Raw genomic sequence first — 14940 nt, 5'->3', positions numbered from 1 at the left:
CTTTAACGGGTGGAATATTCTGAATTCTGTTAGCGCCGCGGGCCGTAGCCCATTCTGGCTCCTGACTCAATACGGTTCGGTTAAGGTTTTTTGATGGAAATTGTAGAGTGCAAAGATCCGAGAAATCATTATAAAGACGCGATAAATCGCCGTCTCTACAAAAGATTGATTATTGTAGAGACGGCGATTCATCGCGTCTTTTGTCTTAACCGAACAGTATTGGCTCCTGACTACTTTTTATTACCATTAAAAATGGATTGCAACCGCAAGTAAAGGAGATTATGATTCATGGCTTATTCCTGGTTTAAAGCATTTCATATTGTCGGATTTGTAGTTTGGTTCGCCGGTTTGTTCTACTTAGTACGTCTTTTTATATATCACGTTGAAGCGAACCTTGAACCGGAACCAGCACAAACGATACTGAAAAATCAGTATCAAATTATGGAAAAGCGCCTTTACTATATCATCACTAACCCAGGAATGTACGTGACGATCGCAATGGCCATCGGTTTAGTAAGCACTGAACCAGATGTTTTAAAAGAGGGTTGGTTGCACATCAAACTGCTGTTTGTGGCTATTTTAATTGGCTATCATCATTACTGCGCTCGGCTGATGAGGAAATTGGCAGTAAATGAATGTCGTTGGAGTGGTCAGCAATTACGTGCTTTAAATGAAGCACCTACAGTTATGTTAGTAGCGATCGTCCTGCTGGCAGTGTTTAAAAATAATCTACCTACAGATATCGCTGCCTGGGCTATTTTCGCCATGATTATTTTGATGGCAGTCACTATTCAACTTTACGCCAAAAAACGCAGGCAAGATAAAGAGAAACTGACGGCACAAATAGGGCAACCACAAGAACAAGGTTAGATAAAATTACTTCTCACAGTAGAGGCGCACAGTTGTGCATACGTGTCAACTTAACGGGAAACGGGCGGTTAGAAACCGCGTCTATACAAACAAAAGTTACCGATCCTGGGTTTCAAATCCTTAATTTGACTTTGCCTCGTTCCCAGTCTCCGACTGGGAATGCTCGTCGTTGAGGCTCCGCCTCTCTTACTGGCGGCAGAGCCGCTTTTGAGTTGCATTTCCAGCCAGAGGCTAGAAACGAGATTTGAAAAGGGTTTTAGCTTAAGTTGACACCAATGACAGTTGTGTGCCCAGAAGACAAATTGCATCACAACAAAAACCGCTACCAATTACCCATTATTTCTATCCGGGAAACGTTTTCAGTAAATCATCCCCAGGAATCACGCTAGTGTAGAAAGTATATTTGCCATTAGCGACATAACGACGGTCTTGTTTAATAATCGCCATAAACTCTCTATGTCCCTCACGAGTACGTCCGACTAAACAACCCGCACTCGCACGACGAATATCACTCCGAGGAAAATCAAAGCCGTAGTGTTGATTCACTTGAAAATTATCACCTGTATCAAGCTTGTCGCCAGTCCGTTTATAATCTTTATTCAAATCTCTAGAGACTGTGATATCTCCAACTTGCACTAATGCTTCGTGAGGTTCTGCTGTGCCGTGAGTACCAACAGCCCAAGCTTTGTATTGCCCAAACTGAATCCTAGCTGCTCCTTTAGGATTCATCGGATTATCAGTGTAGTACTTGCCTGGTTCTGTAGTAGCTTCCCAGTGATCTACGATTTTGGGAACACCATTTACGACTTCAATAACAATCCGCCGGTCGTTAAATTCATTGGGTGCATCATTATTGAGAGTCCAGTCTCCATTTATACCCTCAATATAAACAATGTTGTATTCTTTGGGATTGGTAAATACCTGATAACCTTTAGATTGCAAGTATTTTACAATCCTGCTGGCAATGTCATTACCAAGTTTTAAAGGGGGTTTAGGAAGATCGTCTAGTTTAGTTTCAATTAGTTTCTTGGCTGTGATTGCTCCTAAAAAGCCACTCTCTTCAGTCTTTGTTAATTCTTGAAATTTTTTGAGAGCTATCACAGAAACAGGGCCAAACTTACCATCGGCTGGGGGTTCCAGCAAACCTAAACCAATTAACAATACCTGAATCTGACGAGATAAATCTGCATCTTCAGCGATCGCATCGAATCCCCATTTATCCTCTTTTCCCAAAAAATCTTGTAGTTTCATATTGCACCTGTTTGATTTACTTATAGGTAAGTATAAACATCACGACAATCATTTATAATGTCTGAAATTATACTCTTGACCAAAATTATGTGCCAAAATTTTTATATTACTTTATGATTTAAGATCAAATAAATGCCTTTTATCAGTAATTTTATTTACAGCAGTTTTCATTGAAAGCGGCCGGAAACTCTTTTCCCTTGAGTTAAGTGGAGAGCGATAGCCGCCCCGCCGCTTTAGTAAGAAAGTCATTGGTACTGATGACTAATGACTAATAGACATAGGAGTGAAAATGAATGTAGAGACGTAGCACTGCTACGTCTCTACAAGGATTCTGTATAACGCATATTTAACAGAGTATGGTGGGTTTAAGTCCCCCGGTTCAATAACCGGTAAGTTTTGGGTCGGGGTCTAAATCCCCGGACGCGACGCTCGATTACTCGCTTGCCGCCGGCGCTATCGCAGACTCGCTTTGCGCGTCGCTTTCACAAAACTTACTTGCGACTTGCGACTTGCGACTTGCGACTTGTTTTAATTTCTGGAGATGTCTAATGACTAATGACTAATAGATAAATCCATCAAATTTGCCAGCTTGTAAACTATCCGCGCTCCAACATTACCATCCCATTCAGCATCACCGACCTCACAGATATCAAAGCCAATAATTTTTCTCCCACTATTGACCAATTCCCGAAATAGACAAAAAGTTTGCTCTAATTCCAACCCACCTGGAACCGGAGTACCTGTATTTGGGCAGAGTTTTGGATCTAGACCATCGACATCAAAGCTAATGTAAACATACTCAGGTAAATGACTGATAATTTCTCGGCATAAATCAATCCAAGTTTGTCCAGAGTAAAGCTTTTGCTTGATGGCTGGGTCGTAATAAGCGATAATGCGATCGCTAGATTGGTCAATCATTTGCACTTCATCATGACTAATATCACGCAAACCTACCTGCACCAGCTTGGAAATTTGCGGTATTTTCATCGCATTAAACATAATCGACGCATGAGAAAACTCAAATCCCTCATAAGCATCGCGTAAATCTGCGTGGGCATCAATATGTAAAATGCCATAGTTGGCGTAGTTAGCCGCTAATGCTTGGAAATAACCTAAAGGCGAACTGTGATCTCCACCAATGACTGCAACTTGCTTACCATTATTAATTGCTTCTTGACAATTTTCAAACAGCCATTGATTAACCTGTTGACTAGCCTGATTAATTTCTGTCAAGACAGGTATTAAATCTGGCGTATCAGAAAGTGACTTCCCTTGGGCTAATCGCTCAATAATTTTTGCTGCCAAGGTGCGGTAGTATATATTCTTCTCTAAAATATCCTGGGGAATTTCCACCATGAAAATTCCTTGCTTCCAACCATCAGGGTTATCAAAATCGAACAAATCCAGTTGAGTTGAAGCATCTAGAATTCGCTGTGGGCCATTAGCAGTACCAGCACCGTATGAAACAGTGACTTCCCACGGCACACCAAAGACAATCAAGTTTGCAGACTCATAATCGCAGGGTAAACCTAAGAGGTTGCCATTTATTTCACCTACACCACTGGGATTGTAGTCTTGTAATTGATTACTCATTGGATATCTTCTGGATTTATGTAGATAGACAGCACGCCGCCAAGTAGACATCTGCATTGTAATCAAAATTTTCCATAGGCGGTAAACTATGGTTAGCTGTTAACTCCTTAACTAACTCGCTTAACTTCAAATCCCCGTAACCCTTCGGGTACTTCATACTCAACCACAACATCTTTGACAACAGCAGCAGGTGGCCCAGAGTGACACCAGCGAAGCATATCATCTACAACCTCTCGCGCCCCTTCAAAAACGGCCTCTACTCGATTATCAGGGAGATCTAGTTTGTGTATACACAATACATCTCCGAGGATGAAAGAGGGACTGGGGATTGGGGATTGGGGATTGGGGACTGGGGACTGGGGACTGGGGATTAGTATTTTTACTCAGCACTCAGCACTCATTACTCAGCACTTACAAGTCAGGAGGCAAGAGGTTTTATTGCGATCGCATATTGCTGTAATTTAATCAGTAGTTTGTTTTTCAATTTAGAATTTTTATTAGAATTTTTAGTTGCTTATGTCTAACCTCCCACCACTCAATACAGAAACCATTTGGGCAATTCTTGACGAGAAGCTTGATGATGCAACAGTTAACGAATTGCTATGGCATTATTTAGGCTATCGCTTTGATTCCTCAATTGCACAATGGGATACTAGCCAAGTTGCACCAGAATGGCAGAAGGAGTATCCACAACCACCAGATTTCATTGAATCTCGCCCTGCAACAGTTAAGTTGACTCGTTCCATTCCTGCTGCAAATAAACAAATGCTAAAAGAAAAACTAGGCTTCAAAGGGTACAAAATTGGTGAATTTGGCCCTCGGCAAACTCGCAGAGCAACAGCAGCGAATTGGTTATTAAGTTATCTGCAACAAACTCACGGCAAAATAGAGTAATTTTACCGACTGAATTCTGTTCGATAAAAAACTATTGCTTTATTGCAGTTGTATTTAATAGTATTTGAAAATATTAGTTGTATTAGGCAAAATTTTTAATAGACTAAATCTGTCTATTAGTCAATTAATAAATGCTAAAAAAAGCCAAAAATAAAATAAATATAATTAATTTTTATGAAGTATTTGGCAATTATTCCTGAAGATAGAAGCGCTCGCAAGCTAATTATTTCTATAGAGCGATTTGCAAAGTCAATTGATAGTCAGAGAATATTTATATCACCTATTGATATTACAAACACTTCTATGGCAAAGCCAATTGAATTTAATTTATTTGCACCTTACAACAAAGGAGCCGCATTAATTGGTTCTTTTTCTGATTGGCAAGAAATTCCAATGGCAAGAGGTGATGATGGTTATTTTCGCACAAGTGTTGAACTAGAAGATGGCGTTTATAAATATAAATTCCGCGTTCAGTCAAATTCATGGTTTTTTGAACCAGAACAATGGGTTGATGTCACAGATCCCTGTGCAACTGATATAGATGAACTGAGTGGAAAAGATGATGGTGTTATCCATATCAAAGATGGCGAAAGGATTACCGATACATACATTTGGCAACATGATGATAAGCCTTTACCTGCTGACCACGAATTAGTAATTTATGAATTACACGTAGGTGACTTTTCTGGTGGCGAGGATGATCCTTATGCACGAGGTAAGTATAAACATGTCATTGAAAAGTTAGATTATTTGTGTGAACTAGGAATCAACGCTCTTGAGTTGATGCCACTTAAAGAATATCCTGGTGATTATAGTTGGGGTTATAACCCGCGTCACTTTTTCGCTACAGAATCAAGTTATGGTTCGACTGCTGAGTTGAAAAAATTGATTGACGAGTGTCATGCTAAAGGTATTCGTGTAATTCTTGACGGTATTTACAACCACTCAGAAGCATCTGCACCCTTAACACAAATTGACCACGATTATTGGTATCATCACGAACCTCGTGACCCTGATAATAATTGGGGGCCTGAGTTTAATTACGAACATTATGATGAAAAATTAGATATTAAGCCAGCCTGGAAATTTATTGGTGAGACAATCCGTTTTTGGATTAAAGAGTATCACCTTGATGGTATTCGTTATGATGCGGCGCGGCAAATTGCTAACTACGATTTCATGCACTGGATTGTTCAGGAAGCCAAAAAAACTGCTGGCGCGAAGCCTTTTTATAACGTTGCTGAACACATTCCTGAAACTACCAGCATTACCAATATCGATGGGCCAATGGATGGTTGCTGGCACGACAGTTTTTATCATTGCATTCTAGAACATATCTGCGGTGATACATTTGATTTAGAGCGTCTAAAAGATGTCATTGACTGCAAGCGCCAAGGTTTCTTGGGTGCTACTAATGTAGTAAATTACCTCACCAACCACGACCATAACCATATCATGGTTGAATTAGGGAACCGTGAGATTTTTGATGAAGAAGCCTTTAGACGGGCTAAATTAGGAGTAGCCATCCTAATGACTGCTGTGGGCGTACCTCTGATTTGGATGGGAGAGGAATTTGGTGAGTATAAACCTAAACAACCCGACTCATCGAAAATCGATTGGACACTGTTAGGGAATGATTTAAATCGGAGTTTATTTGAATCCTACAAAGGCCTAACCAACCTGCGTAAAAGTAATCACGCTCTTTACACAGAAAATATTGATTTTATCCACGAAAATGCCGAGGCGAAAGTATTAGCTTATACTCGTTGGAATGATGAAGGTTCTCGTGTAGTTGTAATAGCAAATTTCTCAGAAAACTTCCTAGCTGGCTATCATGTTCCTAACTTTCCAAGTGCTGGTACATGGCATGAGTGGACGGCTAATTATGATATCGAAGCTGGTGATGATGGCATCATCATAGACTTGGGCCCATACGAAGCTAAAGTGTTTGTATGGCAGTAATAGACATCTCCGAAAAAGAACGTAGAGACGTAGCACTGCTACGTCTCTACAAGGGTTCTGGGTAGCGCATATTTAATTTCTGGAGATGTCTAATGATATACACTACCACTGAGTCAGTAGTTTAATAGCAAAATAAAACGGGGAAAGATATTCCCCCTTTTTTAGTTATTATTTTAATTTGTCTACAGTCTAATTACAAATTTGTCAAGTAAAAAATAAGCTATTTTAAAATTACATAGGTTTGTGTTACACTTTTGAGTTGAAGTGCGTATATAGAATGGCCAGAGCATACCCATGCACAACAAGTTATTTAATAGCAATATCGATAACGCTAACATTGAGAACGATCGCATTTTATTAACTCCCAATGAAATTAAATCAAAATTACCTTTAACACAATTAGCCGAACAAAGAGTTTTAGGATATAGGCAGGAAATAGAAGATATTCTGGATTTTCAAGATCGCCGAAAATTTATAGTAGTTGGCCCATGCTCAATTCACGACCCAAAAGCAGCGCTTGAATATTCTGAAAGGCTGAAAATATTATCCGATCGGGTTCAAGATAAACTCCTATTAATTATGCGAGTTTACTTTGAGAAACCAAGAACAACTGTAGGCTGGAAAGGATTAATTAACGATCCAGATATGGATGATTCTTTTCATGTAGAGAATGGTTTATTGATTGCGCGGGATTTATTATTAAAAATTACAGAGTTGGGATTACCTGCTGGCACAGAAGCACTAGACCCAATTATCCCTCAATATATTAGTGAACTGATTACATGGTCTGCCATTGGAGCGCGGACGACCGAATCACAAACTCACCGCGAAATGGCAAGTGGGCTTTCCATGCCTGTAGGGTTTAAAAATGGTACTGACGGTAATATTCAAGTAGCTTTGAATGCCCTACAATCAGCTAGAAATCCGCATAATTTTCTGGGAATTAATCAAAACGGACAGGTTAGTGTCTTTCAAACTAAAGGTAATAGCTACGGTCATGTAATTTTAAGGGGTGGTAGTCAACCCAATTTTGATCCAGCAAATGTCAAACTAGTAGAAGAGAAATTAAAACAGGCGAATTTACCACCAAGAATTGTGATCGACTGTAGCCACGGCAATAGCAATAAAGATTATAAATTACAAGGTGCTGTGTTAGAAAATATTATTCAGCAAATAGTGGATGGCAATACATCAATTGTTGGCATGATGTTGGAATCACATTTGTATGAAGGCGGCCAAGCAATTACTGGTAAACAAGAAGAATTAAAATATGGTGTTTCTGTAACTGACAAATGTATTGGCTGGGAAGAAACCGAAGAAATTATTTTGGCTGCTTACGAAAAACTTAATTGAAGGAGGTAGGGGATAGGGGGAGATTTCTCAGTAGCGGATTTCCCTCGTTGCCCGTGGTTGGGCTGCCGCGAGTTCGAGAGGCGGCAGCCCCAAAGACGAGCATTCCCAGTCTGAGCCTGGGAACGAGGCAATCTAAAAGCTAGTTCTAGACTTGCTTTCACGTTAAGTTGACACCAATGATCCCGGACACCCCTTTTGTTGGGATGGGATTACCGCCGATTTTTGTTGATGCTTAATGCCCAATGCACCAAAAAATATTAGTAATAAAATGGTGCTGGTTGTCAAAAGACACTCTGTCAAACATTTTTTATTGTGTTCAGAAGATAGATTTAGCGATCGCTTAAGGTAAATTACACATTAAAGCCTTAAAGGAGATTGTCGATGCAGCTTCTCGAATGTCCTCCTGTTGCAGTCATTGCTGGAGAAAATGCGGTTCATGTTTCTCAACTACCTTCTACATGGCAAGACATTGCTAGAGGAACCACGAGTGTCGGACTTTCCCAACCTCAAAGCTATGTCGAAATGGCACAGTTGTTCCTATATAAATTAGAACATGGTGATGTTGACTTATTTAGCGATCGCCCCCAATTAGCTCACTTAATACCGTCATTCTCCCAGCTATTTGCACAACTGGCATGGGAAACCCTAGAATTTTTTGGGCAAGACTTTCTCAAACACAGCTATCCGAACTTTGCAGAAATTATCCGCGATTTGGAGTCAAAAGGGACAGAGTATGCTAAGGAAGTAAAAGTAGCTCACATTGGTATAGATTTGTTCAATGAGTTTGGTTATGAACTACCTGCCAGCTTCTATCACGTGCATTTAGCACCAATTTACCGCGATCATGTTTTTGAAGAACGTGCCTTACGATTTGATCAACGCGATATCGAACACAAACGCGCTTGGGATGCCATACTCCATGCAGGTAAGGTATTTGCTATCCAAATGAAGGTGCAAAGTATTGCTTCTAAATACGGTTTTACTTATCAGCATGGCTGCGGTTGCAACTCTCATCTATCTTCCATTGATGTATCTCGTGGGGCATTTGAATATGAATTGAGCCACGAAAAGCGCCAGCGATGGATTCGCAGTTTTATTTGGACTGCTTGGTATGAGTATGCTTTCTTTGCGATCGTACCAAATACGAGTTATTTGGTTTAAGGAACTGACAAATAAAAAAATATTCAATGAACTCTTGTGGGGTGGGCGTCTCGCCCGCCCAGTCGAGATGGCGCTCATGTTGCCCACCCCACAATATTGGATAATTTATTTCTTGGAGTTCCCTTAACAAGAAAGAATTCAGGAGTCAGGAGTCAGAATTGAATTCTGACTTCTGAATTCTTCTTCAAGAAATTGGTTCAAAAACCATTTGAGGAATTAACACCTCATCTTGTAATTGTCCAACACCTAAAAAGCGAGTCTCTTCTTCATAAACTCGTACTATCCCAGTCATATCAGAATTTAGAGAAACTCGCTGACCTTGACACCATTTTTGAGCAGATGTTGTTGGTAAAATCACAGACAACAAATGTTGTAAAGCTGCATCAGAGGCGAGAGGTTGAAATGTCCCGCCTTGCAGTTTAGTTTCTAAGTCAGTCAAAGTGAGACTGTCTGTTAAATCGAAACCACTGCTTTGGGTACGGATCAAAGCTGCAAGAGTGCCACCAGTTTTTAAAATTGCACCTAAGTCACGAGCGATCGCTCTAATATATGTACCAGATCCACAGGCGATCGCCACATCCAATTCGGGAAAATCCCCTTCTCTCCAATCCAAAATTTCTATGTGAAAGATTTCCACAGTCCGCACTGGAACTTCCACTATTTCACCTTTACGTGCTAAATCATAGAGACGTTTACCATCCACTTGAATTGCACTGTAATTCGGTGGTATTTGCTCAATCTTGCCTTCAAATTGCGCTAGTGCAGTTTTCACCTCAGCCAAACTCAATTCAGGACAAGCTTGAGAATTAATGATTTCACCTTCTAAATCATCGGTTGTAGTCCGCACACCCAGGCGAATCGTAGCCTTGTAAGCTTTGTTTTCTGGGAGATATTGCAATAATCGTGTGGCTTTACCAAGTGCGATCGGTAAAACCCCTGTAGCTGCTGGATCTAAGGTTCCCGCATGTCCTACACGCTTGAGGCGCAACAATTTTCGCACCCGCGCCACACAGTCGTGGGAAGTCCAGCCAAATGGTTTGTTTAAGTTGAGAAAACCTTGAAATAACACAAAATCAATACTTACATAAACTCTATTAAAATATATGCCCAGAAGGATGAATGCGATCGCATATCAATCTTGCTAGTTATGGTTTTAAAAAAAACTCCCTAAAATAAGGCAACAGACGCAAATCTGGAAACCCAGATTTCATCTGACTTTACTTAATTACCAATTACGAATTAGTATGTCTCTTGCTCCTTGGCGAAGCGCGATCGCTCATGCACTCCATCGCAACCGCAGCCTTGTTTATGCCCGTTACCTCCAACTAGCAACGGTACAGGCAAATGGTCGCCCTGCTAATCGTACCCTAGTCTTTCGCGGCTTTCTGGAAGATACAAACCAGCTAAAATTTATCACTGATGTTCGTAGTGCTAAAGCCGACCAGATACATCAACAACCTTGGGCAGAAGTATGTTGGTACTTCCCCAATACACGAGAACAATTCCGCATCACTGGTTGTTTGACCCTAGTAAGTGGTGATGATTGCGATCGGGATTTACAGTTAGCGCGGATTGCAATATGGCAAGAATTGAGTGATGCGGCGCGTTTACAGTTTGCTTGGCCCGATCCTGGTAAACCTAGAGTTGAAACCCCAGAAGCTTTTGCACCACCAGCACCCGAACCTATACAGCCAGTACCTAATTTTTGTCTCCTGCTACTCGATCCGGTGCAAGTAGATCACTTAGAATTACGCGGCGAACCACAAAATCGATGGCTTTACCACCGTGATGACCAGCAAGATTGGTCTAGTCAAACGATTAATCCTTAGAATATCAGTAGATCGAAAACTTTTACAAGTTGACCACATAACCCCCAAGAGTATGTCTGGCAAAGATGATTACAAAAAGCTCCAGATATTACACCGACACTGCCACGACGAAAAGACAACTGTAGATGGTTCAGTTGTGAAGTACGCATGATAAGCGCCGATTCATTGAGGAGCCGGATGAGGTGAAAGTCTCACATCCGGTTTTGAAGACCAACGAGGTTGGTGACAACCTCGGTCAATATGATTAGTTTTGCACTTCAACCCAACGGCGGTAAAGCTTTTGAATTTGTTTGAGAAGCAGAGTGTGAGCGGGTTGAGTAGAATCATTCCGCTTCGCTATATCCTGCAATTCCGTCAGGAGTCTGGCTTCTTCGACGGCTACTTCACCATCGCTATAAATTAAGCCACTGATGGCTTCAATCAGATTTTCACAATCTTCAAGGCTGGGGCGATCGCCTAAATACTCTCGCACCCACTCATAGCATTCTTTTGGCTGTACAGGAACTAATTCGTACAGCCAAGGCTTAATTTCTGGGTCGTTAGCTAAACCTTTTGCTTGCGCTATTTCGCGGAGATATTGCCGTTCTTCTGGCTGGATTCTGCCATCGATCCAGGCTGCTCCAATCAGGATTTTTACTAATTTTTTCACATTGGAAGGGGAAACCATTGCTGCCTCCTCTGGTAGATTCAGGCCTCCACCAAATGGTACAATCCCAAACAGTATTCATTCGGAATTATTGGTTTTTCTTAAGCGCACCATAAAAAACCCATCCATATCCTGGCGATGAGGCCAGACTTTAAACCACCCTTGTGGCGCGATCTGGGCAGAATCAGGTAACTCAAGACCGTTGGGAGACTCAATTTGCCAATCAGGTGAATTAGCTAAAAATGCGGAAATTACTTGTTCATTTTCTGCTGGATGCAGTGTACAGGTGGCATAAACTAGTACACCACCAGGCTTGACAAAATTTGATGTATGTGTTATTAATTCTTCTTGCAACACCGAAAGTTCTTGGACAGATTTTGGCGTCTGTCGCCAACGCGCATCAGCATGACGGTGCATGGTTCCCAAACCGGAACATGGAGCATCGAGTAATAGGCGGTCTGCGGTGTTTTGAAATTGGGTAAAATGACGACTGTCGCCGGTGTAAATTTGAATAGATTGTAAATTTAGCCGTTGAGAATTTTCTTGGAGTTTGCGAAGACGAGAAGAAGTGCGATCGCAAGCCCAAATTTTACCCTTATCCCCCATTAATTCAGCGATGTGGGTTGTTTTTCCCCCTGGTGCAGCACAAACATCAATTACCACCTCACCTGGTTGGGGGTCGAGCAAATGCCCTACTAATTGAGCGCTACTATCTTGTACAGTCCACCAACCTTCTTTGAAACCCGGTAGTTTTTGAATTGACCCAGCACTACCAATCAATCGTAAAGCTTGGGGTAAATAAGGAATCCGTCTCACCAAAATACCAGCAGATTGCAAAGCCGCCTCAACTTCTTCGATGGAAGTGCGAAGAGGGTTGATGCGTAAGTCAATTGTTGGTGATTGGTTCATCCATTCACATAGTTTTTCTGTATCTGTTAAACCCAGTTGTTCTAGCCAAACTTGAATAATCCAGTCAGGAAAGCTGTGTAAAATGCCCAAGCGTTCCACTGGGTTTTCTGGAAGTTGTAATGGATCAAAATGGGGGATTGGGGACTGGGGATTGGGGACTGGGGACTGGGGATTGGGGACTGGGGATTGGGGAAGTGACAAAGAATCTTTCTCCTCTGCCCCCCTGCCCCCCTGCTCCTCTGCCCCCCTGCCCCTTTGCTCCCCTGCTTTTCTGAGATACTGGCGTAATAGACCGTTAACAAAACCTGTGAGTCCAGAAAAACCGTTTTCTTTAGCGAGTTGAACTGTGGTATTAACGGCAGCTGAGGCGGGAATACGCTCTTGATAACGCAGCTGGTAGAAGCCCAGATGTAAGATGGTGCGGAGGTCTTGGGGCTGTTGATGAGATTTCTTTTTAGCGAGTTGATCGATGAGAGTATCGAGAGTGCGTTGCCTTCTGACGCTCCCATAAACCAATTCTGTCACCAAGCGGCGATCGCAATCAGCCAAATCAATTTTTTGCAGTACTCTATCTAGGGCAACATCAACATAAGCCCCCTTATGAACATCTCGCAGGGCGATAAAAGCTAGTTGACGGGGGTTTTTCATGGAAACTTGATTCAGGAGTCAGAAGGCTTTTGTATTCTAACTCCCAACTCTGCCAATTTTAGATTTTAGATTTTCAATTTTGGATTCAAGAAAAATTTAAAATCCAAAATTGAATAGCTCCTAACTCTATCAATTTTAGATTTGAATTTGGATTGAAGTAAAAATCTAAAATCCAAAATCTAAAATTCAAAATTGAATAACTTCCCTATCGAGTCAGATACGGGTCTACAGTGGCGATTTCAAACTCACACGCTCTAGAAACCTGTTCTGCTGGTAATTTTCCAAAGCTGATTAATGGTAAATATGTGGGGTTTGCCATCAGTTCTTTTGCTAATAAGAACCCAGTAATTGTCCAAGTTTGATATTTCCTAGCTTGTTTCCCAATTAGTCGCCCTTTCTTACCGTCGTAATATTCTGGCCATTCATCTTCAATGAGACGTGGTTGGGCAATTTCAATCGCTTTTTGTGCAAGACTTGTTTTGTTAGTTTTCACAGCCGCAGCTGCCAACATCCACATTAAAACTGGCCAACTACCAGCATTATGGTACGACCAAGGTATATTTTTAGGATCACATCCAGTTACAATCCTGTATTCTTCATGTTCTAAAGCGGGGAAACAAATTTTCATTGGCATATCTCCCACCAAGTCATCCCATCGTTCCTCAATGAGAGTCATAATTGCTTGTGACTGTTCTTCGGTGGCTAAGTCGGAAATGATTGCCATTAAGTTTCCGAGTGAAAAGAAACGAGTATCTAGCTGCGACGGCCCAACATTACCAGCTAGATAACCACCTTTTTTAGGCAACCACTTATCTAATTCATAATAAGGAACAGAATCTACATATATATTGAATAGATTAACCGCAGCCTTGCCATATTCTTCACTTTTGAAGCGGTAAATTGCATTCAGGCGATTAATATCTATCCAATAATGCTGTCGGATATGAGCGCATAAAAGAGGCAATCGGTTATCAATGGCTGCAACAATATCATAATTCCCTTGACAAATTAGCAGTTCACGAGATGCACGTAATGCCGTGTAGAAAAGAACTTGCAATTCTAGAGGATGCCCATAAATGCCCATACGACGGTCAATCATACAAGCGCCATCGGGAACCAATAGCGTTGGGTACATATCAAAACGATTCGCCAAGCAGATTTCCATGATTAACCTAATCCCATTTTGGAATTCAGGTTGATAGGCGAGAGAAAAATCTTCTGTGGCGACTACATAAGCACGCAACAAAATAATCCACCATAAGCAAGAATCTACGGGGGTAACTCTAGCGATCGCATGTTCGCCAAAATCTGCTTCTAAATATTCTTGCCCATTATCTGATACTACTTTAAAGCTAGCTGGGATTAATCCTCGTCCTGGCTTGTAGGCATCTAATGCCTTTTCTTTAGGCTGTAACTTTAAGGTTTCTTCTAAGAAATTACGAACAATATCTGTTCTACCTTTAATCAGAAAAATTAGAGCAGAAGAGACAAAATCCCGGACAAAGCACTGATCGTAATTGAGCGCTTCTACAGAGGCATCATAAGCCGCTACTGTCCCCACAGGGCGACCTTGATAGTAGAGAATTGATTTTTCTAGTGCTTGCCAGGCTTCTTCCACTTCTTTTAAATTTTCAGTAGTTTCCAATTCGTTTAGGTGCATCGCCAGAAGAACTCCATTTTGGTTGTAAATTTGTGGTAGATGCGTCTTTATTTATTATTTTTGCTATTCTCAGCATAACAAAAACGATTCCTTGAATAGCAAATATAATTGGGAGAAAATTTAATCAACTAACAAGGAATAAATCTGCTGACCTTTATACAACT

General features: G+C 41.2%; 15 protein-coding genes and 1 pseudogene. 9 read left to right on the top strand and 7 right to left on the bottom strand.

The window, feature by feature from the left end:
• Nucleotides 1-93 precede the first annotated feature (93 nt).
• Both V7K76_RS21570 and hemJ read left to right on the top strand, forming a co-directional pair.
• On the top strand, nt 94-273 hold the full coding sequence (locus tag V7K76_RS21570; RefSeq protein WP_334779781.1) for a hypothetical protein: 180 nt from the start codon (nt 94-96) through the stop codon (nt 271-273).
• Between the two features lie 15 nt (nt 274-288).
• Nucleotides 289-870 carry a protoporphyrinogen oxidase HemJ gene (hemJ, locus tag V7K76_RS21565; RefSeq protein ID WP_334779782.1) on the top strand — a complete coding sequence of 194 codons (582 nt, stop codon included), beginning with the start codon at nt 289-291 and terminating at the stop codon, nt 868-870.
• 342 nt (nt 871-1212) lie between these two features.
• Here the strand turns inward: hemJ and V7K76_RS21560 are convergent, their stop codons facing one another.
• The 3 genes and pseudogenes from V7K76_RS21560 to V7K76_RS21550 all read right to left on the bottom strand — a co-directional run.
• The gene (locus V7K76_RS21560) at nt 1213-2121 is read right to left on the bottom strand and encodes a peptidoglycan-binding domain-containing protein (RefSeq protein WP_334951836.1); all 909 of its coding nucleotides are present in this window, start codon (nt 2119-2121) and stop codon (nt 1213-1215) included.
• Nucleotides 2122-2673: 552 nt separating this feature from the next.
• On the bottom strand, nt 2674-3714 hold the full coding sequence (gene speB / locus V7K76_RS21555; protein WP_334951838.1) for an agmatinase SpeB: 1041 nt from the start codon (nt 3712-3714) through the stop codon (nt 2674-2676).
• Between the two features lie 107 nt (nt 3715-3821).
• Nucleotides 3822-3992, bottom strand: a pseudogene (locus V7K76_RS21550) (acylphosphatase); the annotation flags it as partial.
• A gap of 4 nt (nt 3993-3996) precedes the next feature.
• Between V7K76_RS21550 and V7K76_RS21545 the strand changes: the two are divergent.
• The 5 genes from V7K76_RS21545 to V7K76_RS21525 all read left to right on the top strand — a co-directional run bounded on the left by V7K76_RS21545 (nt 3997) and on the right by V7K76_RS21525 (nt 9084).
• A complete protein-coding gene (locus V7K76_RS21545) occupies nt 3997-4179 on the top strand; it encodes a hypothetical protein (protein WP_335030002.1) in 183 nt (60 codons plus the stop codon).
• 51 nt (nt 4180-4230) lie between these two features.
• Nucleotides 4231-4608 carry a DUF1823 family protein gene (locus V7K76_RS21540; protein ID WP_334951841.1) on the top strand — a complete coding sequence of 126 codons (378 nt, stop codon included), beginning with the start codon at nt 4231-4233 and terminating at the stop codon, nt 4606-4608.
• Nucleotides 4609-4911: 303 nt separating this feature from the next.
• Nucleotides 4912-6570 (top strand): alpha-amylase family glycosyl hydrolase, encoded by a 1659-nt coding sequence (locus V7K76_RS21535; RefSeq protein ID WP_334951968.1) that lies wholly within the window; start codon nt 4912-4914, stop codon nt 6568-6570.
• 294 nt (nt 6571-6864) lie between these two features.
• On the top strand, nt 6865-7923 hold the full coding sequence (locus V7K76_RS21530; RefSeq protein WP_334779787.1) for a 3-deoxy-7-phosphoheptulonate synthase: 1059 nt from the start codon (nt 6865-6867) through the stop codon (nt 7921-7923).
• A 381-nt stretch (nt 7924-8304) separates the two neighbouring features.
• Nucleotides 8305-9084 carry a hypothetical protein gene (locus V7K76_RS21525; RefSeq protein ID WP_334779789.1) on the top strand — a complete coding sequence of 260 codons (780 nt, stop codon included), beginning with the start codon at nt 8305-8307 and terminating at the stop codon, nt 9082-9084.
• A gap of 184 nt (nt 9085-9268) precedes the next feature.
• On the opposite strand, the gene truB is transcribed toward V7K76_RS21525, so the two are convergent.
• The gene (truB, locus tag V7K76_RS21520; protein WP_334779790.1) at nt 9269-10153 is read right to left on the bottom strand and encodes a tRNA pseudouridine(55) synthase TruB; all 885 of its coding nucleotides are present in this window, start codon (nt 10151-10153) and stop codon (nt 9269-9271) included.
• Nucleotides 10154-10328: 175 nt separating this feature from the next.
• Here truB and V7K76_RS21515 point away from each other — a divergent pair, with 175 nt between their 5' ends.
• Together V7K76_RS21515 and V7K76_RS21510 are read left to right on the top strand one after the other, a co-directional pair.
• Entirely contained in the window at nt 10329-10913 is a 585-nt protein-coding gene (locus V7K76_RS21515) for an Npun_F5749 family FMN-dependent PPOX-type flavoprotein (protein WP_334779791.1), read from the top strand.
• Nucleotides 10873-11064: an HNH endonuclease gene (locus V7K76_RS21510; RefSeq protein ID WP_334779792.1), complete on the top strand. Its 192-nt coding sequence runs from the start codon at nt 10873-10875 to the stop codon at nt 11062-11064. The genes V7K76_RS21515 and V7K76_RS21510 overlap by 41 nt, the downstream gene beginning before the upstream one ends.
• Nucleotides 11065-11157: 93 nt before the next feature.
• Here the strand turns inward: V7K76_RS21510 and V7K76_RS21505 are convergent, their stop codons facing one another.
• The 3 genes from V7K76_RS21505 to V7K76_RS21495 form a co-directional block, all read right to left on the bottom strand.
• Nucleotides 11158-11580, bottom strand: a complete 423-nt coding sequence (locus V7K76_RS21505) for a tellurite resistance TerB family protein (protein ID WP_334779793.1) — start codon at nt 11578-11580, stop codon at nt 11158-11160.
• A 57-nt stretch (nt 11581-11637) separates the two neighbouring features.
• Entirely contained in the window at nt 11638-13116 is a 1479-nt protein-coding gene (locus V7K76_RS21500) for a 16S rRNA (cytosine(967)-C(5))-methyltransferase (RefSeq protein WP_334779794.1), read from the bottom strand.
• 205 nt (nt 13117-13321) lie between these two features.
• Nucleotides 13322-14776, bottom strand: a complete 1455-nt coding sequence (locus V7K76_RS21495; protein WP_334779796.1) for a glycoside hydrolase 100 family protein — start codon at nt 14774-14776, stop codon at nt 13322-13324.
• Between the last annotated feature and the right edge of the window lie 164 nt (nt 14777-14940).

Origin of the sequence: Nostoc sp., from assembly GCF_036917975.1 — a bacterium.
In the GTDB taxonomy this organism is placed as follows: domain Bacteria; phylum Cyanobacteriota; class Cyanobacteriia; order Cyanobacteriales; family Nostocaceae; genus Nostoc.
The sequence above is the reverse complement of the archived record's forward strand: the minus strand, read 5'-3'. Positions and strand labels throughout refer to the sequence as shown.

What these genes read in the sequence shown, in the direction of transcription:
- V7K76_RS21500 (WP_334779794.1), bottom strand. Translation starts at nt 13,116, where the DNA reads ATGAAAAACCCCCGTCAACTAGCTTTTATCGCCCTGCGAGATGTTCAT.
- hemJ (WP_334779782.1), top strand. Translation starts at nt 289, where the DNA reads ATGGCTTATTCCTGGTTTAAAGCATTTCATATTGTCGGATTTGTAGTT.
- V7K76_RS21535 (WP_334951968.1), top strand. Translation starts at nt 4,912, where the DNA reads ATGGCAAAGCCAATTGAATTTAATTTATTTGCACCTTACAACAAAGGA.
- V7K76_RS21530 (WP_334779787.1), top strand. Translation starts at nt 6,865, where the DNA reads ATGCACAACAAGTTATTTAATAGCAATATCGATAACGCTAACATTGAG.
- V7K76_RS21495 (WP_334779796.1), bottom strand. Translation starts at nt 14,776, where the DNA reads ATGCACCTAAACGAATTGGAAACTACTGAAAATTTAAAAGAAGTGGAA.
- V7K76_RS21510 (WP_334779792.1), top strand. Translation starts at nt 10,873, where the DNA reads ATGACCAGCAAGATTGGTCTAGTCAAACGATTAATCCTTAGAATATCA.
- V7K76_RS21570 (WP_334779781.1), top strand. Translation starts at nt 94, where the DNA reads ATGGAAATTGTAGAGTGCAAAGATCCGAGAAATCATTATAAAGACGCG.
- V7K76_RS21540 (WP_334951841.1), top strand. Translation starts at nt 4,231, where the DNA reads ATGTCTAACCTCCCACCACTCAATACAGAAACCATTTGGGCAATTCTT.
- V7K76_RS21525 (WP_334779789.1), top strand. Translation starts at nt 8,305, where the DNA reads ATGCAGCTTCTCGAATGTCCTCCTGTTGCAGTCATTGCTGGAGAAAAT.
- speB (WP_334951838.1), bottom strand. Translation starts at nt 3,714, where the DNA reads ATGAGTAATCAATTACAAGACTACAATCCCAGTGGTGTAGGTGAAATA.
- V7K76_RS21560 (WP_334951836.1), bottom strand. Translation starts at nt 2,121, where the DNA reads ATGAAACTACAAGATTTTTTGGGAAAAGAGGATAAATGGGGATTCGAT.
- V7K76_RS21505 (WP_334779793.1), bottom strand. Translation starts at nt 11,580, where the DNA reads ATGGTTTCCCCTTCCAATGTGAAAAAATTAGTAAAAATCCTGATTGGA.
- V7K76_RS21515 (WP_334779791.1), top strand. Translation starts at nt 10,329, where the DNA reads ATGTCTCTTGCTCCTTGGCGAAGCGCGATCGCTCATGCACTCCATCGC.